This window comes from Geothrix terrae, assembly GCF_022808775.1.
In the GTDB taxonomy this organism is placed as follows: domain Bacteria; phylum Acidobacteriota; class Holophagae; order Holophagales; family Holophagaceae; genus Geothrix; species Geothrix terrae.
Window position 1 is genome coordinate 265,655 of the sequence record NZ_JAKZLA010000001.1, and the last position, 20,941, is coordinate 286,595.

21 protein-coding genes are annotated in these 20,941 nt (G+C 69.7%); 10 read left to right on the plus strand and 11 right to left on the minus strand.

What is annotated here, in order from left to right:
• Positions 1 to 52 precede the first annotated feature (52 nt).
• Positions 53 to 2,200: a xanthine dehydrogenase family protein molybdopterin-binding subunit gene (locus MLE42_RS01250; protein WP_243286060.1), complete on the minus strand. Its 2,148-nt coding sequence runs from the start codon at positions 2,198 to 2,200 to the stop codon at positions 53 to 55.
• Positions 2,197 to 2,658: a (2Fe-2S)-binding protein gene (locus tag MLE42_RS01255; RefSeq protein WP_243286061.1), complete on the minus strand. Its 462-nt coding sequence runs from the start codon at positions 2,656 to 2,658 to the stop codon at positions 2,197 to 2,199. Before MLE42_RS01255 ends, MLE42_RS01250 begins: the two co-directional genes overlap by 4 nt.
• A 137-nt stretch (positions 2,659 to 2,795) precedes the next feature.
• Here MLE42_RS01255 and MLE42_RS01260 point away from each other — a divergent pair, with 137 nt between their 5' ends.
• On the plus strand, positions 2,796 to 3,374 hold the full coding sequence (locus MLE42_RS01260) for a peptidylprolyl isomerase (protein ID WP_338029954.1): 579 nt from the start codon (positions 2,796 to 2,798) through the stop codon (positions 3,372 to 3,374).
• On the opposite strand, the gene MLE42_RS01265 is transcribed toward MLE42_RS01260, so the two are convergent.
• The gene (locus tag MLE42_RS01265) at positions 3,349 to 4,059 is read right to left on the minus strand and encodes a lipopolysaccharide kinase InaA family protein (RefSeq protein ID WP_243286062.1); all 711 of its coding nucleotides are present in this window, start codon (positions 4,057 to 4,059) and stop codon (positions 3,349 to 3,351) included. The two genes, MLE42_RS01260 and MLE42_RS01265, sit on opposite strands and share 26 nt — an antisense overlap.
• A gap of 488 nt (positions 4,060 to 4,547) precedes the next feature.
• On the opposite strand from MLE42_RS01265, the gene MLE42_RS01270 reads away from it, so the two are divergent.
• Positions 4,548 to 5,486 (plus strand): TIGR03936 family radical SAM-associated protein, encoded by a 939-nt coding sequence (locus MLE42_RS01270; protein WP_243286063.1) that lies wholly within the window; start codon positions 4,548 to 4,550, stop codon positions 5,484 to 5,486.
• Here MLE42_RS01270 and ftsW read toward each other — a convergent pair.
• The 7 genes from ftsW to bshC are packed head-to-tail and all read right to left on the minus strand — an operon-like array spanning position 5,478 to position 13,580.
• Positions 5,478 to 6,596 carry a putative lipid II flippase FtsW gene (gene ftsW / locus MLE42_RS01275; RefSeq protein WP_243286064.1) on the minus strand — a complete coding sequence of 373 codons (1,119 nt, stop codon included), beginning with the start codon at positions 6,594 to 6,596 and terminating at the stop codon, positions 5,478 to 5,480. The genes MLE42_RS01270 and ftsW overlap by 9 nt on opposite strands.
• Positions 6,597 to 6,604: 8 nt before the next feature.
• A complete protein-coding gene (locus MLE42_RS01280) occupies positions 6,605 to 7,924 on the minus strand; it encodes a phosphohexomutase domain-containing protein (protein WP_243286065.1) in 1,320 nt (439 codons plus the stop codon).
• 9 nt (positions 7,925 to 7,933) lie between these two features.
• Positions 7,934 to 8,749, minus strand: a complete 816-nt coding sequence (gene folP / locus MLE42_RS01285; RefSeq protein ID WP_243286066.1) for a dihydropteroate synthase — start codon at positions 8,747 to 8,749, stop codon at positions 7,934 to 7,936.
• Positions 8,746 to 10,674 (minus strand): ATP-dependent zinc metalloprotease FtsH, encoded by a 1,929-nt coding sequence (gene ftsH / locus MLE42_RS01290; protein WP_420843054.1) that lies wholly within the window; start codon positions 10,672 to 10,674, stop codon positions 8,746 to 8,748. Before ftsH ends, folP begins: the two co-directional genes overlap by 4 nt.
• Positions 10,675 to 10,678: 4 nt before the next feature.
• Entirely contained in the window at positions 10,679 to 11,698 is a 1,020-nt protein-coding gene (gene tilS, locus MLE42_RS01295) for a tRNA lysidine(34) synthetase TilS (protein ID WP_243286068.1), read from the minus strand.
• Positions 11,695 to 12,414 (minus strand): bacillithiol biosynthesis deacetylase BshB1, encoded by a 720-nt coding sequence (gene bshB1, locus MLE42_RS01300; protein WP_243286069.1) that lies wholly within the window; start codon positions 12,412 to 12,414, stop codon positions 11,695 to 11,697. Before bshB1 ends, tilS begins: the two co-directional genes overlap by 4 nt.
• On the minus strand, positions 12,411 to 13,580 hold the full coding sequence (gene bshC / locus MLE42_RS01305) for a bacillithiol biosynthesis protein BshC (protein ID WP_243286070.1): 1,170 nt from the start codon (positions 13,578 to 13,580) through the stop codon (positions 12,411 to 12,413). Before bshC ends, bshB1 begins: the two co-directional genes overlap by 4 nt.
• A 76-nt stretch (positions 13,581 to 13,656) precedes the next feature.
• Here bshC and MLE42_RS01310 point away from each other — a divergent pair, with 76 nt between their 5' ends.
• Both MLE42_RS01310 and MLE42_RS01315 read left to right on the plus strand, forming a co-directional pair.
• Entirely contained in the window at positions 13,657 to 14,139 is a 483-nt protein-coding gene (locus MLE42_RS01310; protein ID WP_243286071.1) for a hypothetical protein, read from the plus strand.
• 19 nt (positions 14,140 to 14,158) lie between these two features.
• A complete protein-coding gene (locus MLE42_RS01315) occupies positions 14,159 to 15,460 on the plus strand; it encodes an MgtC/SapB family protein (protein WP_243286072.1) in 1,302 nt (433 codons plus the stop codon).
• Positions 15,461 to 15,479: 19 nt separating this feature from the next.
• Here MLE42_RS01315 and MLE42_RS01320 read toward each other — a convergent pair whose 3' ends face one another.
• Positions 15,480 to 15,665, minus strand: coding sequence for a hypothetical protein (locus MLE42_RS01320; RefSeq protein ID WP_243286073.1), 186 nt, complete (start codon positions 15,663 to 15,665; stop codon positions 15,480 to 15,482).
• Positions 15,666 to 15,810: 145 nt separating this feature from the next.
• On the opposite strand from MLE42_RS01320, the gene MLE42_RS01325 reads away from it, so the two are divergent.
• From MLE42_RS01325 to tsaE, 6 genes are read left to right on the plus strand one after another with little or no spacing between them, the layout of a single operon-like run.
• The gene (locus tag MLE42_RS01325) at positions 15,811 to 17,142 is read left to right on the plus strand and encodes an aldehyde dehydrogenase family protein (RefSeq protein WP_243286074.1); all 1,332 of its coding nucleotides are present in this window, start codon (positions 15,811 to 15,813) and stop codon (positions 17,140 to 17,142) included.
• Positions 17,143 to 17,163: 21 nt separating this feature from the next.
• Positions 17,164 to 17,526, plus strand: a complete 363-nt coding sequence (locus MLE42_RS01330) for a hypothetical protein (protein ID WP_243286075.1) — start codon at positions 17,164 to 17,166, stop codon at positions 17,524 to 17,526.
• Complete coding sequence (gene pta / locus MLE42_RS01335) at positions 17,523 to 18,527, plus strand: phosphate acetyltransferase (RefSeq protein WP_243286076.1); 1,005 nt, start codon at positions 17,523 to 17,525, stop codon at positions 18,525 to 18,527. Before MLE42_RS01330 ends, pta begins: the two co-directional genes overlap by 4 nt.
• Positions 18,524 to 19,105: a phosphoribosylglycinamide formyltransferase gene (gene purN, locus MLE42_RS01340; RefSeq protein ID WP_243286077.1), complete on the plus strand. Its 582-nt coding sequence runs from the start codon at positions 18,524 to 18,526 to the stop codon at positions 19,103 to 19,105. The genes pta and purN overlap by 4 nt, the downstream gene beginning before the upstream one ends.
• A 9-nt stretch (positions 19,106 to 19,114) precedes the next feature.
• Positions 19,115 to 20,509: an NAD(P)H-hydrate dehydratase gene (locus MLE42_RS01345; RefSeq protein ID WP_243286078.1), complete on the plus strand. Its 1,395-nt coding sequence runs from the start codon at positions 19,115 to 19,117 to the stop codon at positions 20,507 to 20,509.
• Positions 20,502 to 20,936, plus strand: a complete 435-nt coding sequence (tsaE, locus tag MLE42_RS01350) for a tRNA (adenosine(37)-N6)-threonylcarbamoyltransferase complex ATPase subunit type 1 TsaE (RefSeq protein WP_243286079.1) — start codon at positions 20,502 to 20,504, stop codon at positions 20,934 to 20,936. The genes MLE42_RS01345 and tsaE overlap by 8 nt, the downstream gene beginning before the upstream one ends.
• Positions 20,937 to 20,941: the final 5 nt, after the last annotated feature.

Consider the following 20,941-nt stretch of genomic DNA (forward strand, 5'->3'; position numbering starts at 1 on the left):
ATGGCGGCCCCCATGCTACGCCTGTTTGATGGCGAGGGCGCGATATGAAAAACTAGATCAGCCCATCTTCCAAAGGCAGCCTCCGGATCCGCTTTCCCGTGGCGGCGAAAATGGCGTTCAATACCGCGGGGATGGCGACGGGCACAGGCGGTTCGCCCATGCCCGAGGGGGTCTCGGCGCTGGTCACCACATGGGTCTCGATGAGGGGCATGTCCGGCAGGCGCAGGAGAGGGAAATCCTGGTAGCTGGTTTGCATGGCGCGGCCCTTCTCCCAGGTGATCTGGGTGAACAGGGCCGAGAGGCCCCAGGCGATGCCACCCTCCACCTGGGCCTCGAGGCCCGCGGGATTCACCACGAGGCCGCAGTCTACGGCACAGGTGACCTTGTGGATCCGGAGCTGGCCCTTCGCCACGGACACTTCGGCCACCTCGGCGGCGTAGGTCCGCCCGTCGTAGGCATGGCAGGCGAGGCCGAGGCCGTGGCCCGCGGGCAGCTTCCGGCCCCAGTCGGCTTTGGTGGCCGCCAGTTCCAGCACCCGGCGAAGGCGGGCGATGTCCACTTCGTGCCGCCCCACCTTTACCCTGCCGCGCTGGCCCAGCCAATCCAGGCGCAACTGCAAGGCGTCCTTCCCGAGGGCATGGGCCACTTCATCCACGAAACACTCGCGGGCGAAAACATTGGGGACGATCTCGACGGCGCGCCACCAGCCCAGAGGCATCGGCGCCTCCACCTCCGCGAAGGCCACATCGAGGGCAGGGATGTCGTAGGGGATGTCAGAGGCGCCATTGGTTTCGGCCTGGGTCTGGCCAGGGGCCTTGGTCCCTTCCAGCCAGGAACGCAGGATGGCGGGCCCGGCGATGCGGTGGGACCAGGCCGCGATGCCACCGGATCCATCGAGCCCGGCCTGCATGCGATGGAGCGTCGCAGGATGGAACAGGTCATGGCCGAAGTCGTCCTCGCGGCTCCAGACCACCTGGATGGGTCCGCCGCCCGCGGCCTTGGCCACGTGAATGGCTTCCCTGCTGAAATCGGTTCCCAGACGCCGGCCGAAGCCGCCCCCCAGGAGGACCACATCCACCTTCACCTGTTCCGTCTTGAGGCCCAGCGCCTTGGCGGCCCGTTCCTGCGTCTCGTTGGGGTCCTGGGTGCCCAGCCACAGATCGGCGCCGTCCTCATGGACCTGGGCAGTGGCGTTCATGGGCTCCATCGTCGCGTGGGCCTGGAAGGGGAAGAAATACTCTGATTCGATCCGTCGCGGGGAGGTCTTCAGAACGGCGGGAGCATCCCCGAGCTGCCTGGCCGTGTCCGCCGGACCATCCAGGGCGGCCCGCATGCGGGCCTCCAGGTCGCGGGAATTGAAATCCTTGTGGGGGCCTTCGTTCCAGGTGACGGTGGCGGCCAGGGCTTCGCGGCCCTTGAAGGCGGCCCAAGTGCTCTCCGCGATGACCGCGATCCCCGTGGGCACTTCCGCCACAGCCTTCACGCCACGCACCGCCTTGGCTCTGGCCTCGTCCCAGGCCTTCGGCTTGCCACCGGGCACGGGGCACCGCAGTACGGCGGCGAACCGCTGTCCGGGGCGCCGCACATCGAGTCCGAAGGTGGCTTTGCCGGTGACGATGGCGGGGCCGTCGAAACGGGGCGTCCGCTTGCCCAGCAGATGGTAGTCCGCGGACTTCTTCAGGGGGGGATCCTTGGGGACGGGCAGTTTGGCGGCCTCCTCCACCAGCGCTCCGTAGCTGAGCTTCTTCCCGCCGGGACCCAGCACGAAGCCTTTCTCGGTCCGGCACTGGTCCGCGCTGACCTGCCAGGTCGCGGCGGCGGCGGCCTTGAGCATCTCGCGGGCGGCGGCACCTGCCTTGCGGAGGGGGATCCAGGTGGCGCCCACGCTGCGGCTGCCCCCAGTGCCCAGGTCCTTGAAGTCCGGACCAGGGTGGGCGTTCACCACCTCGATCCGCGACCAGTCCAGATCCAGCTCCTCGGCCAGGACCAGCGGCAGGGCCGTGCGCACGCCTTGGCCCATCTCGACTTTCGGCACGGTGATCTGGGCGGTGCCATCGGGCCGGATGGCCAGGAAGGCGTTGGGATGAAAGGCGGTCTTGGCGGCCTCTCCAGGCTGGGGCTTGGCTTCGAGGTGGAGTCCGAGCACGAGCCCCGCGCCGGCGGCGCCGGTCACCTTCAGGAAGTCGCGGCGGCTGGTCATTTCGCACCTCCGGCGGCGCGCTTCACAGCTTTGCGGATGCGGGGATAGCTGCCGCAGCGGCAGACGTGATCGGCGAAGACCTCGTCGATGTCGCCGTCCGTGGGATGGGGCTTGCGGTGGAGCAGCGCGGCGGCGCTCATGATCATGCCGGGCTGGCAGTAGCCGCACTGGGCCACGTCCTCGGCGACCCAGGCCTTCTGCACGGGATGGGAGCCATCCTTCGACAGGCCCTCCACGGTGACGATCTTGTGCCCGGCCGCTTCTTTCAGCGTGGTCTGGCAGGATTTCTGGGCCCGGCCGTCCACGTGCACGGTGCAGGCGCCGCAGAGGCCCTGGCCACACCCGAACTTGGTGCCGGTGAGGCCGAGGGTATCCCGGAGGACCCAGAGAAGGGGCGTGTCGGCGTCGACGTCCACGGTACGGGCGCGGCCGTTCACGGTGAGCTGGTAGGCGGGCATGGCAGCTCCCTCAAATATCGTGTGGCGAGGCTTCCACCCTACGCCGCCGGAGGCCTGGCTGCAACGGTGGGCCTGTCCTCTGGCGCACCAGGGGTGGGGTGACGCTATGCTGGGGAACCCCCCCTGGAGATCTTCCGATGCGACCCTTGATCGCCGCCCTCCTGTCCTTCGTCACCATGGCCCTGAGCGCGGGTCCCAAGCCCCAGGTGAAGCTCACCACGTCCATGGGCGTGATCGTGATGGAGCTGGAGCCGCAGGCGGCGCCGAGGACCGTGGAGAACTTCCTGAAGTACGTGAAGAAGGGGCAGTACAACGGCACCATCTTCCACCGCGTCATTCCCGGCTTCATGATCCAGGGCGGCGGCTACGTGGATTACCTCGGGAAGAAGCGCACGGATGCCTCCATACCCAATGAGGCCGACCGCGCCCTGGCGGCGGGGTTGAAGAACAAGCGCGGCACCGTGGCCATGGCGCGGACCCCAGATCCCCACAGCGCCGCCGCCGAGTTCTTCATCAACGTGGTGGACAACCCCTCGCTGGATTTCAAGGGCAAGGCCAACGACAAGACCTGGGGTTACTGCGTGTTCGGCCGGGTCATCAAGGGCATGGACGTGGTGGACCGCATCAAGGCCGTGAAGACCAGCAACAAGCGCAGCGACTTCCTGAACCTGCCGGTGAAGCCCGTGCTCATCAAGGAAGCGGTGCAGATCCAATGACGGCCAGGGCTTCCGGAGGCGCTCCCAGCTTCCGCAGGCTGCGTTCGAGCCGTCGGCGGTAGCGGGGCCGCAGGTCCGTGCCCGCGGGTTCGAACTGGGCCCGGTCCCAATCGAGGACCAGGGCACCCCCGCAGGGAGGCAGGAGGATGTTGGTGGCGTTCAGGTCGGGCGACCATAGCCCCCATTCGCCAAGGGCGGCGATGGCGCGCCGGATATCCCCGGCCCGTTCAGGGCTCAGGTCCCACCGACGCGGCCAGGCTTCGCCTTCGGCCAACCGCGTGAAGAGCACGCCTTCCACTCCGAGGCCGCTGGGGCGCCAGGCATAGCCGAGCGGTTCCACGGTGGGGAAGCCGGCCTCCCAGAGGCCGCGATGGACCGCGTGCTCCGCGGCGAACCGCAGGTGGGTGCGGTAGGTTCGTTCATTCAGGTGGCGCAGGAGGCCGCCACGGCGGTAGGGGCGCATCACCAGATCGCCGACGCGCAGGATCCCCCCCCGGCCGAAGGCGCCCTCCAGGGGGATGGCCTCGCCTTCGATGAGTTGTCCGCCCGGCGTGCAGATGCGCCAGCCACCGCCCAGGCCAGGCAGGTCGAGGTTGATGCGGCAACCCAGCGGCTTGAGCGGCTTGCCGGGTTCGTACGGCCAGGAGGCCGGCAGGGGAGGGACGATGTAAGGGTCGTGGATCATGTGGATTCCAGCTTGGCGGGTCCGCAGGTGGAAGGCAAAGGGTGTGTCTGGATGACCGTAGGAACGAGCCCGGCGACAGCTGTCAACTGCCGCCGCAGATGGGAACCTGCCACCAAAAATCAGCACGGACCCAAGTGGCTTGAGATGGAAGGAATTCTCCAGGATTGCGGTCGCGCTTCCCACAAAGGATGTGGAAATCCCATCACCTCTTCTCGGTAACGCGGTGAATTCTTTCTCGATTTCTGCACGCCCATCCAGATGGGGTTTCATCGGCGCATCCGGATCGGCATCACTATTCTGGAGTCGTGGACGCGCGCACTCATCATCCCTCCATCCCCGCCGAGGCCTTGGCCCGGCAGGTCCGGCTCTCGGCACTTCTGGCCGCCATGGAGCAGGGATCAGCAAGTCGCGAGCCACCCTCTCTCCGGGCCCTTCACAGTGCCTTGCGTGGAGAGCGTGTCGACCCGGCAGCCCTCGTCCAATCTCTTATGGATGAGGATCTGATCGAAGAAGGGGCCTGCCTGGTTCGCGCAGGTCGGCATGGCGCAGATCCGCAGCTCCTCCAGCAGATCTCCGCGCTCCTGGCGCCCCTGGCTGCCAGGGCCCAGAAGCGGCGCGAAGCGACGTGGCAGCTCGACACACGGCGTGCCTGTGTGCGCGTGGGCTATGCGAAAGAGGGTGAGGCCATCGACTTCGATGAGGGCGAGGTGCATGCGATCCTCCTCCAGGCCTTCCGCCTGGAGGGAATCCGGTTGGCGCTGGATCTCGGCAAGCGTCCTCGCCCCGCGCTGCATCTCGAATTGCCGCTTCCCTCCGGGGCCGGTGGCCTCTGCGAATGGGCGGAGGTGGTCTTCCGGGTGGAACCCGCGGACCCGCCGGAGGCTCTGATGTCAGCCCTGAACGATCGCCTGCCGGAGGGGCTACGGATCCACCGCTGGGAGTCCCACCCCCCGTACGCCTCGTCGCTGGCGGACCTCGTGGAGGCTTCCCATTGGCGTTGGACCTGCCCGGCGGACCAGGCGGGCGACGCCAGGCAGCGGACCATTACCTTCCTGTCCGCGACGGAATGGCTCTGGGAGAAAGAGGGGCGGATCGAGGGCCGCAAGCAGGTCAAGCCATTGGATCTGCGGCCGCTTGTGACCGAGCTGCGATGGGAGGGGGACCTCCTCGCCAGCACGACCCGCACCAGGAGTTCCGAATCAGGCAACCCCCTGAAGATCCATGCGGCCATCCTGGGGCTCGAGCCTGCGGCCCTCCGGGGTCTCACGCGCCAGGTCATGGACCTGAAACCCGACCCGCGCCTGGCCCAGGCCGGCCGTTTCGAGCCCAAGCTCAAGAACATGTACGAGGATGCGGTGCTGCTCGGCGGCGGTTCCAACATCACCCTGGTGGACGAGGATGATGACGAGCCCATCCAGCTAGGCTGAACCAGCTTCCTTGCTGATGGCCAGCAGCAGCCCCAGGCAGACCAGGCTGGCGATGAGGCTGTTGGGGCCGAAGGAGATGAAGGGCAGGGGAATGCCCTTGTTGGGGGCCAGGGACAGCACGACGCTCATGTTCATCAGGGCCTGCACCACCAGCAGCAGCACGAAGCCCATGGCGCACAACTTCAGGAACGGGTCGCTCACGCGCCGGGCGATGCGATGGCCGCGCCAGAGGATCGCGAGGAAGAGCGCGAGGATCGCCACGGTCCCGATCAGGCCCGCCTCCTCGGCGATCACCGCGTAGATGAAATCCGTGTGCGCCTCGGGCAGGAAGAAGAGCTTCTGCTTGCCCCCGCCGAGCCCCACGCCCATGAAGCCGCCGTTGCCGACGGCCACGAGGCTCTGAAGTGCCTGATGCCCCTTGCCGAGCGGATCTGCCGAGGGATTGAGAAAGCTGGTCACACGGGCCAGGCGATAGGGCGACAGCACCACGAAGGCGGTCCCCAGCGCGCCCAGGATGGGGATGGCCACGGCGAAGATCCACTTGGGGGCTCCGCCGAGGAACACCACCATCAATGTCACGAAGACGATGAGGAACGATGTGCCGAAGTCGGGCTCGCGCAAAATGAGGGCCAGGGGGACCAGCATGATGCCGGCCAGGCCCAGGAGCTTGGGCAGGGCGTCGCGATGGTTCGACCAGGCCTCGCGGTGGCGCACCATCCACCCGGCGGCGAGAAGCACGGACAGGGGCTTGAACAGTTCCGAGGGCTGGAGGCTCATGGCCCCCAGGCGGATCCAGCGGTGGGCGCCGTTGACCTTGGGGCCGAAGAGGAGCACCGCCACCAACAGCAGCACCAGGATTCCATAGACGATCTGGAGCGGGCGGGAATGGTCCTGGAGCGGCGCCAGGTCCACCTGGGAGAGCGCCAGCATGAAGGCGATGCCGATGACGCCGCCCATGAGCTGCCGAGTCAGGAAGGCGGTGGCCGCCGCGTGGTTCTGGGAGGCCTTGATGGCGGAGGCGGAATAGATCCACACCATGCCGACCGCCACCAGCGCGAGCGCGAACAGCACCAGCCAGCGATCGACGGGGCGGCGGACATCCGGGGCCATGTCCGCTCCTAGGCCAGAGCTAGGTCGTGGCGGGCGGCGGTCTCAAGCTCGTGGAGGGCCTGGTCCACCCAGGCGGCCTCCTGGGCTTCCACCATGAGGCGGAGCTTGGGCTCCGTCCCGGACCAGCGCACCACCTGGCGCACGCCCTCGCCCCAGCGGGCGTCGATGGCGGCCATGGCGGACATCAGGTCCGGGCAGGTTTCCACGGACCGGCGGTCCTTCGCGACCACATTCACCAGGCGCTGAGGCCAGGGGCGGAAGGCCCAGGCCCAGCGGCGATCCGCGGGCCGATGCAGGAGCGCCCGGAGGATGCCGAGGGCGGCGGCCATGCCATCACCGCTGGGCCCCACGCGCTTCTGGATGAGGTGCCCCGAAGCCTCCGCGGCCAGATCCCAGCCACGCTTGGCCATCTCCCTCAGCAGGAACTTGTCCCCCACGGGCGTGCGGACGAAGGGGATGTCCGCGTGGGCCAAGGCCTGGGCCAGGCCGCCATTGGTCATCACGGTGCCCACCACGCCTGGCGGCGCGTCCCCGCTGGCCTTGCGATCCTGGGCAAGCAGCCAGACCATCTGGTCGCCGTCCACCAGGTCGCCCCGGCCGTCCACCAGCAGGCAGCGGTCTCCGTCACCGTCGAAGGCGATGCCCAACTGGGCGCCCCGGGCCACCACGGCCGCGGATAGGGCATTGAGGTGCGTGGAGCCCACGCCCACGTTGATGGAGGGGCCATCGGCGGGCACGCCGATCCAGTGGATGGCATGGCCGCGGAAGAGTTCCTGGGCCGCCTCCGCAGTGGCGCCATGGGCGCAGTCGATGACGATGCCGAAGTTCCGGGGCAGGTCGATGCCGCCCAGGTGCCTCAGGTAGGGGTCGAGGTCCAGATGTTCCGGGGGGATCGAGATGGTGGTCGGCTCGGGAATGACCTCGAAGGCAGCCTCGATGGCCTGTTCCTGATCCTCCTCCAGCTTCTCGCCCAGTTCATTGAAGCCCTTGAGGCCGTTGTCCTCAGGCGGGTTGTGGCTGGCGGAGATCATGAGGCCCCAGGTCTTGGGGCCCTCCGCGCTCAGCCGGGCCACGGTCCAGGCCACGGCCGGCGTCGGGACCATGCCGAGGACCAGCACCTTCAGGCCCATCCCGAGGCCCAGGATGAAGGCCTCGGACATGGGACCGGAGCTGGACCGGGGATCCCAGCCGATCACCATCCGCTTCACGCCGGCTTCCCGGGCCACCTGGGCCCAGGCAGCGCCCCAGCGGGAAACCTCTTCCAGGGTGAGGGGGGAGCGCAGGGCGACCCCGCGGATGCCGTCGGTTCCGAAGTAGCAGAGACTCATGCCGGAAGTTTACCTGATGGCGTGCGTCCTGAAGACCCTGTATCCCCATCCGGTGGCCTCGGCGTGGGCGGCGGCCGTGAGCGCGTCACGCTGGTCCGGGGGGAGGGGCGTGCCGGCACGGACCGCCAGGAAGCGCTTGCGGGAAATGCCGATGCAGATCCGATCGGCGGGCCAGGCCAGTGCCTCCGGAAGCTGGGGCAGCGCGTTCCAGAGGGCAAGATCCTCGGCGAACGTGGTCCCGAAACCGAATCCTGGATCCAGCAGCAGGCGCTGGTCCGAGATGTCCGCGGCCCTCAGGCGGTCGCGGACCTCGATCAGTTCCGCGATGGCCGGGGACGCATCTTTCGGAGCGGGATCGTCGTAGGGGGGCATGAGGAAGCCCTCATCCTGGCGCCGGCTGCGCATGGCGATGAGGCCGCAGGCAGAGCCGGCGGCCAGCTCCAGCATGGCCGGGTCGGCCAGGCCGGCCACGTCGTTGATGACGGCGATTCCCGCGTCCAGGCCCTTTGCGGCCACGGCAGCGTGTCGGGTGTCCAGGCTGAGGGGGATGCCCGGCAACGCCTCCTGCAGCGCCGCCAGCGCAGGCTCCAGGCGGCCCCACTCTGTGGCGGCATCCACCACCGCCGATCCGGGGCGGGTGCTTTCGGCACCCAGGTCCAGCATGCGGGCCCCGGCGGCCACGAGGTGCCGGGCCTGGGCCAGGGCCGCCGAGGGATCCAGGTAGCGTCCCCCGTCGCTGAAGGAGTCCGGCGTCAGGTTGAGGATGCCGACAAAAAGGGGACCGCCCTCGAGGAGCGGTCCCCATTGAAATGACGTGGAACTCACGCGGGCTTGAGGGCGGGGTTCAGGCCGGGGTCCGTGGTCGGCCCTTCCACCGTGGCGGGTGCGGAAGGCGTGCTACCGCTCTTGGGCGGAGGCAGCGTGCCGCCCTTCATGAGGATGTCGATGTCGTCGCCGTCGAGGGTCTCGCGCACCAAGAGGGCCTCGGCGATGGACACCAGCTGGTCGCGGTGGGCTTCGATGGCGGCCTTGGCCCGGCGGTAGTTGCGCAGCACGAACTCCTGCACCTCCACGTCGATGAGGCGGGCGGTGTCCTCGGAGATCTCCCGGTGCTGGGCGAAGTCACGGCCGAGGAAGACCTCGTGCTGGCCGCCGCCGAAGTTCAGCGGGCCCAGCTTGTCGCTCATGCCGTACTCCGTGACCATCGACCGGGCCATCTCGGTGGCCTGCTGGATGTCATTGGCGGCGCCGGTGCTCAGCTGGTTGAAGAAGATCTCCTCGGCGATGCGGCCACCCATGGCGATGGCGATGCGGCTCTCCATGTAGTCCCGCGTGGTGTTGTAGCGGTCCGTCACGGGCAGCTGCCAGGTGACGCCCAGGGCCCGGCCGCGGGGGATGATGGTGACCTTGTGGAGCGGGTCGCTATCGGGCACCACGTGGGCGACGACCGTGTGGCCGGCCTCGTGGTAGGCGGTGATGCGCTTGTCCGCCTCGGTCATGACCAGGCTGCGACGCTCGGCGCCCATGTAGACTTTGTCCTTGGCGTTCTCGAAGTCGGCCATCTCGACCCACTTCTTGCTGCCGCGGGCGGCGGTGAGGGCGGCCTCGTTGCAGAGGTTGGCCAGATCGGCACCGGCGAAACCGGGGGTGCCGCGGGCGATGACTTCCAGATCCACGTCGGGGCTGAGGGGGATCTTGTCGGTGGTGTGCACCTTCAGGATCTCGTGGCGGCCCTTCACGTCGGGACGGTCCACCACCACGCGGCGGTCGAAGCGGCCGGGGCGGAGCAGGGCGGGATCCAGCACGTCAGGGCGGTTCGTGGCGGCGATGAGGATGACGCCCTCGTTGCCCTCGAAGCCGTCCATCTCGACCAGCAGCTGGTTCAGGGTCTGCTCCCGCTCGTCGTGGCCGCCGCCCAGGCCGGCGCCACGGTGGCGGCCGACAGCATCGATCTCATCGATGAACACGATGCAGGGGGCGCTCTTCTTGGCCTGCTCGAAGAGGTCGCGCACACGGCTGGCGCCCACGCCCACGAACATCTCCACGAAGTCGGAGCCGGAGATGGAGAAGAACTGGACCTTGGCCTCGCCGGCGATGGCGCGGGCCAGCAGGGTCTTGCCGGTCCCCGGAGGGCCCATGAGCAGGACGCCCTTGGGGATCTTGCCGCCCAGCTTCACGAACTTGGCGGGATCCTTCAGGAACTCCACGATCTCTTTCAGTTCCTCCTTGGCCTCGTCGCAACCGGCGACATCCGAGAAGGTGACGCGCTTGGCGCTGCTGGAGAGGCCCTTGGCGCGGGCCTTGCCGAAGCTCAGGGCCTTGTTGCCGCCCATCTGGGCTTGGCGCATGAACACGAACCAGAGCACCACGAAGACGAGCAGGGGCGCCCAGAACATCAACACATAGGCGAAGTTGTTCTCGCTGGGCTTGGCCGCCTTGAACTCATCGAGCTGGCCCTCGGTCTTCCAGCTGAGGATGACCTTGCCCAGATCCTGCATGGGGGGGGCCACCGTGCGGAACTTCTCGATGACCTCGCCGGTCTTGGGGTTCTTGTCGGGCTGCTTGTAGGTGCCTTCGACATCGAAGCCGGAGAGAGTCACGGACTTGTACTTGCCGCCGACGCCCTCGGTGTAGAAGGTCGAGAAGGGGATCTCGATCTGGCGGCTGTTCTGGGGGATCTGGCGGAAGGCCAGCACCAAGAGGGCGATGATGCCCAACCAGACCAGCACGCTTTTCATCATGGAATTCAAAGGGTCACTCCTTCGGGCCTTCGCCCAAGTGTCCTTCCAGTGTACTAGGCCCAGGAAGGCGGCTGAACCTAAGATGCACGTACTCGCCCTCTGGTTCGGGATCCAGATGGAAATTACCCCAGGAAGAAGGCTTGCGGCTCTTCTCGAGGCGCGCGGCGAGCCAGGGCGCGAGGCCCCGCAACAGGGCTGCTTCCCGGGGCCAGTCGAGACGGCGGAAGGCGCATTCCAGGGTCCAGCGAAGCTCCGGTTCGGCCCACGCTCCCCGCCGGAACCTGATTCCATGATCAGCAATGGACCAGCGAGCGCCTTCCGAGCCGGCGATGAGCAATCCAGCCAAGTGCCTGGCCTCCTCGGCCTGGAGATGGGTCTCGAACAAGTGCCGGTCCAGGTCGGGCGCCTCCCGCCGCAGGGTGTCGAGGAGGGGGCGCCAGCGGTTCCGCGCCGTGAAGGGCTCGGCATTGCTGGCGTCTTCCCGCCAGGGGATGCCCCGGGCCGCCAGGTAGGACCTCAGATCGGCGCGGCGGATCTCCGCCAGGGGGGACCAGCGGAGACCCTGGCGTGGCGCCAGAGGCTGAAGGCAGCCCAGGCCTCCGCCCCGGGCCAGGCGCAGGAAGACGGTCTCCGTGTGGTCGTCCAGGGTGTGGCCCGTGGCCACGGCTGCCGCGCCGCCCTGCCTGGCTTCCTGGCGGAACCAATCCCACCGGAGGGCCCGGGCGGCCATCTCGAGGCCGAGCCGATGGGCATCCGCGTGAGCCCTGACGCCGAGGGTGGCCTCTGCGAGATCGAGGTTGAGGGCACGGCAGAGCTGGCGCACGAAGTCCGCATCCTCCCCCGACTCCGCCCTCAGGCCGTGGTCCGCGTGGAGCACGGCCAGGTCCAGGTCCAGGCTCTTCCGGAGCGTCCACAGGAGCATGAGGAGCGCGGTCGAATCCCCGCCGCCCGAGCAGGCCACCAGCACACGGCCATGGACGCCATCGCCCCGGCGCTGGATCTGTGCGAGCAGGTCGGATTCGAACCGGTTCATGCGGGCGATTCCAGTCGGGCCAGGATCTCCAGCAGCGCCTTCGGCGCGGGCATGTCGCACCAGAGCGCTTCCGCCCATTCGCACATCCGCAGGGAGCCCCAGTGCATGGCCCGGCCCACCACGCCGCGGCGGAAGGCGGGGTGGGCGATGCGCGTGACGGGTTGGGAGGGGTCCTGGTTGAACTGGCTTCCGAAGGCGTCGAAGGCGGCCATGCGGCGATCCCATACGGCGCTCACGTCCACCAGCAGGTCCGGCTGGCCCGGGTTCTCGCCGCCGGCCCAGGCCACCGCCTCCGGCCGCCAGGGCGTCCCGGGGCAGGGATAGTTCTTCAGACCCGCGTAGTAGGCGGCTTCCCGGGCCAGGCGATGAGCCCGGCGGTGGTCGGGGTGGCGGTCGTCCGGGGCGGGGAGGATCAGCACCCGGGGTCGCACCCGGCGGATCTCGGCCATGAGGCGGATCCGGAAGACTTCCTCCTCTGTGAACCGTCCGTCGGGGAAATCGAGGACCGTGCGGGTCACGCCGAGGATCCGTGCCGCTTCCTGGGCCTCGAGGCGGCGGGTCTCCGCAGTGCCGCGGGTGCCGAGGTCACCGCTGGTGAGATCCAGGATGGCCGCCTTCATCCCCCGATCCGACGCCAGGGCCAGGATCCCGCCCACGTGGACTTCCACGTCGTCGGGGTGGGCCCCCAGGGCAAGCAGATCCAGGTCGTGGCTCATGGTTCCTCCACCAAGATCACGGGGGCGCCGTCCATGCGCGCCAGGATGGCTTCCAGCAGGGCTTCGCTCCTCAGCCAGGAGAGGCCGGGGATGACCCGCTCCTGAGGGGCGCCGAAGGGGAAGAGGGCTTGGCGCAGCCGCTCGGGATCGCCGCCCAACGTGGCCGCAGCCGCCTCTCTGTGCAGGCGCCGGTCCAATTTCGCCAGCCGCTGTCGCGTCCGCTCCTGCTCCTGTCGGAACCGGGCCTGGAGATGGGCCGGCCAGCTTCCGTCCGGTTCCGTGGTCCGGAACCGGGAACTCGGAAGCTCGCCCGGCCAGGCGGCGAGGCGGTCCCAGGCGCCTAGGCGCAGGGCTTCCAGGTGGCCCGGAGCGGCCTGGAAGCCCTTCGGCACCACATAGACGCTGGGGCGCGGAAGGATCTTCGGCGCCGGGAGGTCCACGCGTTCCCAGAGAGGCTCGCAGAGCCGCCAGTAGGCCCGCTCGGAAGGCCCCAGGACCACGGCGGCCACGGGCATCAGCAGGGACTGCATCAGGGGACGGATGGCCGCCCCGGGGCTGAGCCAGCGACCCGCGGGCAGGGGTTGGCCGGGGTCCAGCCGCTCGCGGAGTCCCGTGCGGGGATCCAGCGAGAACCAGGCGGCCTGCACGCGGGGATCCAGGGGCAGCGGTGCGCCCTCCGCCTCCAGCCGCCCGGCCTGCCGGATCAGGTCGGCTTCCAGGCCCAGGGCCCGCCAGCGCTCCAGCTCCGTCTGGATGGGCTGGCGTACGGCTGGGTCCGTGGGGGAGAAGGGACGGAGGCCGCGATTCCAGAGGGCCCGGCCCAGGGCCAGGACGTGGCCGCGCAGGGTGGGCCCATCGGGCTCCGGCACCGGGCCCCAGAGGGCCTCCGCCTCGGTCTGGTGGGCGGAGGTCCAGGGCAGCCAGCCGGTGGCGGTGCCCAGCCTCGCGTCGAACCGGAAGCGGTGGCGTGCGAGGCGGCCCCCGGAGATGCCGACGACGGAGGCCACCTCGGCCCGGTCGTGGTCTTCGTCGGCCATCCAATAGACCGCCTCGGCCCCAGTCCGGCGGGCTTCGGCCAGGGCGGCGAGGGCCTTGGCCACGGACAGGGCGGGGCTCCATCCGGCGCCAATCTGCTGGCCGGTGGCGATGACGGGCCTGGGATTCACGGCCTTCCCCCTCTATTCATCTCGGGCCTTCTCAATCGGCGCGTCGTACCCATGGGCCCAGCCTAACCGATCTGCCATGCTCGACGGCATGTGGAGCGTGGAACCCTGGATTCCCCCCGCCTCGCCGGATCTCGGGGCACTCGCCATGGAGGCGGCGGACGCGGCCGGCGTGGCTTCCTTGAGAGCCTGGCCGGAGATCCGGAAGGGCGGCATCGGGTTCGGTGACCTTCCCCCCTTCCTGTGCTGGCGCGGGAAAGACGGGAAAGACCAGGGCCAGTGGCATCTGGTGCTGGTCCAGGCCCGGGAGGTCGGCGCACGGGTGCCCGGCGCCCGCATCGCGCCGCTGCCGGAGGGCTGGCTCGAGGCGGTGGATCTCGAGTCACTGGCCCGTCCTCTCAGCCTGCATCCGGATTTTCCGGGCGGTGCCGCAGTGCATGTGGTCCACCTCCCCGGCGCCGACCAGTTCCGGGTCCGGAGCCTCGGTCCGGGCGCCCTAGACCTGATCTCCGAAGTCCTGAAGCGCATCAGTCACATCCAAACCTGGCATCCCGCCGATTAGAGACCATCGGGAGCGCACCATGCTGACCCTCGACTTCTCCACCCTGAAGGAAGCCATCATGGCCGCCGCCCTGGGCCTGATGATGGGGCTGGAGCGGGAGAGCAGCGGCTTCGAGCGGAGCCGCGAGAGCCAGGAGGCGCTGAACCGCCGGGAGACCGACCGCGTCGAGGGCCTTCAGGGCGCCCTGGGGGCGCGCACCTTCGCCCTGCTGACCCTTCTTGGCTGGATTTCGGTGAAGGTGGGAGGCGGAAGCCTGGCCATGCCCATCGCCGTGCAGGCCTTCGCGGCGATCCTGATCGGCCTCTTCTATTTTCGGACCAGCTCGCCGGACCGCGGGCTGACCACGGAGGTCGCCGCCCTGGCCGCGCCGCTGCTGGGTATGCTCCTCACCCGGGACGCGCTGTTGGCGGTGGCGCTGGCCGTGATCATGACCCTGCTCCTCTTGTCCAAGCCCTGGATCCGCGCCTGGATCCCCCGGCTCCATCGCGAAGACCTGATCGCGACGATGCAGCTGCTCCTGGTCTTCGCCATCCTTCTGCCTCTGCTGCCGTCGCGGGTGCTGGATCCATGGGGCGTGCTCTCGCCGCAGAAGGTGGGGTGGATGGTGGCCCTCGTGGCGTCCGTGGATTTCCTCGGGTACGCCCTCAGCCGCGTGCTGGGGTCTAGACGGGGAGCCGCGCTGACGGGCCTGGTGGGCGGGATGGTCAGTTCGACGGTGGTCACCGTCACCATGTCCAGGCAGGCCCGGGAGCACCCTTCGATGCGGAGCTCCGGCCAGGTGGCCGTGATGCTGGCTTGCGCCACCATGGCGGTCCGCGTGGCCTTCCTCGCGGGGGTCGTCGGAGGGGGGAGTCTCCTCCGTCCGCTTCTGCTGCCCATGGCGGCCATGGTGGCGACCCTGCTGGCTGCGACCTGGTGGATGTACCGGTCCGGCGAGGGCCTTGGCGTCGGCACGGATGACATGCCCCTGCGCAACCCTTTCCACTTGAAGCGCGCCCTGGGTTGGGGCCTGGCCCTGGCCACGGTCCTGCTCCTATCGGCCGCGGCCCGCGCGTGGTTCGGGGATCGGGGACTGCTGGTGACGGCCGGGATTTCGGGGCTGGCGGACGTGACGCCCATCACCCTGGCCGTGAGCAGCCAGGTCCACTCGATCGGCCTGGATTCCCGGACAGCCGTCCTGGCCATCGTGTTGGCCATCGGCGCGAATACCCTCGCCAAGGCTGGGTTCGCGTGGATCTCCGGCGGACGCGCCTTCGGCATGCGCCTGACGGCCATGCTCGCCGCCTCGTTGGTGGCGGCCCTGGCGATGGTGGTTTTCTGAGACCTGCGCCCGCCGGGCGCTATTTCCCGCGGTTGCTCATGCGCGTATGGGCGACGCCGCTCTTGCCCTGGGGCCGGGCGGAGGCCTTGACCACGGGCTTGGGGTGGGCATCGGCCTTCGGTTTTCCGGCGGTGGACACTGGAACCGGCTTGTCCGCGGCCTGGACCTGCTTGAGGAGATCGGCGGGGACGAGTGGCTTGGTCATGGGAGTGCTCCTGGCTTCGATTCTAGCCCAGCCTGCCAATGCCCGGCTGACGCGGATGTGACCGCCCTCAAATCGCAGGCTCCCCAGCCGAGGTTAATCTGGACCGAGGCGGGGCGCAGCCTGGGCCTTCCGGGGAGGGGTGACCATGGTGACATCGGTGGGGGATCGCATGGTGGAAGCGGCCCTGAGCTCCTTTGAAGCCTGGCGGGACACCTCCCGCCTGGGGCGGAGGCACCTCATCGACGCCTGGCTCGACGCGTTGAGCCGCACGCGGGAGGAACTTGCGCGTCTCCTCACACAGGAGACCGGCAAGCCCATCACTCTGGCGCGGGGCGAGGTGAGCCGGGCCGAGGCGACCCTGCGGGCCACCGCCGAGGCGATCGGAACCTTCGGGGAGGAGGCCGTGCCCTACGACCTGATGGCTGGCGCGGACGGTTGCCGGGCAGTACTCCGCCGGTTTCCCGTGGGCCCTATCCTGGCGATCACGCCCTTCAACTTCCCCGTGAACCTGGCGATCCACAAGCTCGGACCGGCCCTGGCCGCGGGCTGCAGTGCCATCTGGAAGCCGTGCCCCCAGGCGCCTCTCACCTCGAAGCTGCTCTGGGACACGTTTGAAGCGGCCCGCCGGGACATCGGAGCGCCGGCCGGCCTGCTCCAGCTGGCGCCCTCGGATCCGGTCGTGGCCGAGGCTCTGGCGAAGGATCCGCGCATCGCGGCGGTGAGCTTCACCGGCTCCGAGCGGGTGGGGCGGCACCTGGAGCGGGTGCTGGCCGGCAAGCGGCTGCTGCTGGAGCTGGGCGGCAACGGCGCGGTGGTGGTGGACGAGGGTGTGGATGCGGTGGCCGTGGCCCGTGCGCTGGCTCCCGCCGCCGTGGCCGGGGCGGGACAGAGCTGTTCCAAGGCCCAGCGGATCTATGTGCACCGGAATCTCTGGGAGACCTTCGCCCCGGCCTTCGTGGCGGCCGTGACGGCCCTGCCCGTGGGCGATCCCATGGATCCCGCCACCGTGGTCGGTCCCCTCATCGACGAGGCCACGGCCCGCCGCATGGACGAGGGCCTCGACCGGGCGGTGGCCGCGGGAGGCAAGGTGCTCCTGCGCGGATCGCGGCAGGGGGCGCTGTTGCCGCCCGCCGTCCTCGCGAACCTGCCGGAGGATGATCCCCTTCAGTGCGAGGAGGCCTTCTCGCCCATCACGGTGCTGACGTCCGTGGGCAGCTTCGAGGAGGGGCTCGACCGGGCCGCCGCCACGCGCTATGGCCTGCGGGCCAGCGCCTATAGCCGGGACCAGCGACACCTTCGCCTGGCGGAGGCGAGGCTGCAGGCCGGGGGCGTCCTGCTGAACCTGCCGCCCACCTTCCGTCTGGATGCCGCTCCCTTCGGCGGTGTCAGGGCCAGCGGCAACGGCTTTGAAGGTCCCCGATGGGCGATGGAGGGCTTCACCGAAGGCCGCCTCATCGTCGAAGGCCCGGCCCTGTAAGAATCGACCTGGAGCCGACCCATGCCTCTGTCCATGCCCTTCCGTTCCGGTGATCTCGTGGTGGTGGTGCTGCATTCCCCGCGGGAGCGGGTGTGGGGCAGGCTCCTGGGGCTCGAGGCCGCGGGCGTCGCCATCCGGGGGGTCGACCTCACGCCCTGGGCGGAGGTCCTCACCCTGGTCCGCACCGGTCAGATCGACCAGGTGGCCCTCAGCACCCGGTTCCTGCCCATGCACCGCGTCGAAACCCTGTACCTCGACGAGGCCAGCTCTGGCGCGCCCAGCCTGGCGGACACGTTCTGCGACCGGACGGGCCAGGACCCGCATGTCTTCCTGGCGGACCCGCCCTCACCCAAACCCTCCACCCGACACCGGAGACTCCCATGAGCCACGCCAATCACGCCCGCTGGATGGCGCGCTTCCGCGATCGCGCCAAGGTCCTCAAGCGCCACATCGTCCTGCCCGAGGGCCGGGATGACCGGACCCTCCAGGCCGCCCAGCTGCTGCTCGACCAGGGACTCTGCCGCATCACCCTGCTGGGCGATCCCGCCGACATGGCGAAGCGGGGCGGAGCCCAGGGGCTCCCCCTGAAGGGGGCGGCGATGGTGGATCCCCTCGCCAGTCCCTTGCTTCCCGAGCTGGCCGGGGCCTACTTCGAGCGCCGGAAGTCCAAGGGCATCACGGAGGCCCAGGCGCTGGAGGCCGTGAAGAACCCGCTCTGGTTCGGCGCCATGATGGTGCAGGCGGGTTCCTGCAACGGCATGGTGGCGGGTGCTCTGAACACCACCGCGGAAACGGTGCGGGCCTGCCTCCAGGCCATCGGCGCCGCGCCTGGCATCAAGACCGTCTCCAGCTTCTTCCTGATGATCCATCCCGACACCGCCTTCGGCGAGCAGGGCGCCATGATCTTCGCGGATTGCGCCGTGGTGCCGGATCCGACGCCCGAACAGCTGGCGGACATCGCCCTGGCTTCCGCGGAGAATGCCCGCCGGGTGCTGGACGTGGAGCCCCGCGTGGCTCTCCTGAGCTTCTCCACCCGCGGCTCCGCCGAGCACGCCCGGGTGGACAAGGTGCGCGCCGCCCTGGCCCTCATCAAGGAACGGGCGCCGAACCTGGCCGTGGATGGCGAGCTGCAGGCGGACGCCGCCCTCCTGGCCTCCGTGGGCCAGCGGAAGGCGCCGGGTTCCCCGGTGGCAGGCCGGGCCAACGTCCTGGTCTTCCCCGATCTGGACGCCGGCAACATCTCCTACAAGCTCACCGAGCGCTTGGGCGGCGCCGTGGCCCTGGGCCCGCTGCTTCAGGGGTTGGCCCGCCCGGCCAACGACCTCAGCCGCGGCTGCAGCCCCCAGGACATCGCGGACGTGGCCGTGCTGACGGCCCTCCAGTGAAGCGGATCGCGCTCTTCATCTCCGGCACTGGCGGCAACGCCCTGAACCTGCTCAGGGCCTGCCGGGAGGGGCGTGTGCCCGCCGTTCCGGTCCTGGGCCTCGCCTCCTCCGCCAAGGCCGGGGGCATCCCCCGGCTCCAGGCGGAGGGATTGTGCACGGTCTCGGTCGTCCGGAAGGATTTCGACTCGGACGAGGCGTTCTCGGAGGCCTGCTACCGGGAGGCGGAAGGGGCCGGTGCCGAGGTCATCTGCCTCTGCGGATGGCTGAAGAAGCTGACGGTGCCCCGGCGCTGGGAAGGGCGGATCCTCAACATCCACCCGGGCCTGCTGCCCCGGTTTGGCGGGCCCGGCATGTACGGGATGCATGTGCACCGGGCGGTGCTGGAAGCCGGCGAAGCCGAATCCGGGGCCACCGTGCATCTGGTGGATGCCGAGTACGACCACGGCCGGATCCTGGATCAGCTGCGGGTGCCTGTGCTGGCCGGCGACACCCCCGAGGATCTCCAGAGGCGGGTCTATGCGGCGGAGATGGAACTCTATCCGAAGGCACTGCGGGCATATCTGACTGAAGAGCCTTAGACTGCTCCCATGATCCCCCTCCTCACCGCCGACGACATGCGGGCCGCGGAGCGCCAGGCCATCGAAGGCTGGGGCATCCCGTCCCTGGTGCTCCAGGAGCACGCGGCTCTCGGAGCGCTGGCCCTGATTCCCGCAGGCGAACCCGTGCAGGTGCTGGCGGGCCCGGGCAACAACGGCGGCGACGCCCTGGCCTTGGCCCGTCTCGCGCGCCTGGAGGGCCGGGAGGTGTCCGTATGGTCCCCCTCGGCCCAGCCGGGGTGGCGCGGCGACGCCGCCCACCAGGCCCGCCTCTGGAAGGGGCTCGGTGGCGAGATCCGCACCTCGGCGGCCCCTGCGGAGGCCATGCAGCTCTGGCGGGGGTGGGTGGTGGATGGGCTCTTCGGCCTGGGCACCACGCGGCCCCTGGAGGGGGCGGCCCTGGCCTGGGCGCGCGCCCTGAACGCTTCCGGCCTCCCGGTGCTCGCCCTGGACCTGCCCTCCGGCCTGGACCCAAGCTCCGCGGAGGTCCCGGGTGAAGCCATCCGCGCGACACGCACGGCCTGCTTCGGACACCGCAAGGTCTGCCATGGCCTGATGCCCGCGCGGGAGGCCTGCGGCGACATCACCGTGGTGCCCATCCCCCTCGACCGGACGCCCAGGGCCGCCCTGCACCTTCTGGAGCGCCCCGTGCTTCCCCCGCGCGCCTGGGACGCCCACAAGGGCAGCTTCGGGCATGTGGCCATCCGCGCGGGCAGCCTGGGCATGAGCGGCGCCGCGGTGCTCTCGGCCCTGGGGGCCCTGCGCGTGGGCGCGGGCCTTGTGACCGTATTGACGGATCCTGAGGTTCGAGCCGAGGTGGCCACCCAGGTGCCCGAGGCCATGGTGCGGCCCTGGCAGGGGAGCGTGCCGCCCGAAGTCGATGTCCTCCTCGCCGGTCCGGGCGGCATCTCCCAAGTGCCCGACTGGGATGGTCCGCTGGTATTGGATGCGTCCGCCCTGAAAGAAGGCGAAGGAGGGCGCTGGATGGAACGGCCCGGCACGGCCGTCACGCCCCATCCCGGCGAGTTTGCGCGCCTGTTCCGGCTGCCCCGGCCCTTGCTGATGGATGAGCGCCTGGCCCAGGCCCGCCAGGTGGCCGCCGGGAAGCCCGGTGTCCTGCTGCTCAAGGGCGCACAGAGCGTGCTGGCCGGTGGCGCCAGCGAGGATCTGTGGATCAATCCCACGGGCCACCCCGGTCTGGCCACCGGGGGGAGCGGCGACCTGCTGGCCGGCATGGTGGCGGGCTTCCGCGCCCAGGGCCTGCCCATGCGGGAGGCTGTGGCCGCCGCCGTCTGGTTCCATGGCGCCGCCGCCGATCTCCTTCCGGGGGCAGGCCTGCTGCCGCGGGACCTGGCAGACCAGCTGCCGGAGCTCCTGCGTGGCTGAGCGGTACCTCGCCGACGATGCCGCCACCGAGGCCTTGGGCGAGGCCCTGGCCCGGGTCACGCCGCCAGGCGGGACCTGGCTGCTGCGGGGCGAGCTCGGCGCAGGTAAGACCACCTGGGCCCGCGGCTTCCTGCGGGGGCTGGGCGGCGATCCGGACGAGGTGGCCTCGCCCACCTATGCCGTGCTCCACCGCTACGATCTGCCGGAGGGGCGCCTCTTCCATCTGGATCTCTACCGGCCGGGTCCCGAAGGCGCCTGGGCCCTGGGACTCGAGGAGACCATCGGGCCCGAGGACCGGCTGGTGGTGGAGTGGGCGGGCCAGGATGGCCCCTGGCCCACGGATTGGGTGGCCGAGCTGTCGTTGGTCCCCGAGGGTGAAGGCCGCCGGGCCGAATGGACACTCCCTGGCGGATCCCGCGGGCGATGATGGGG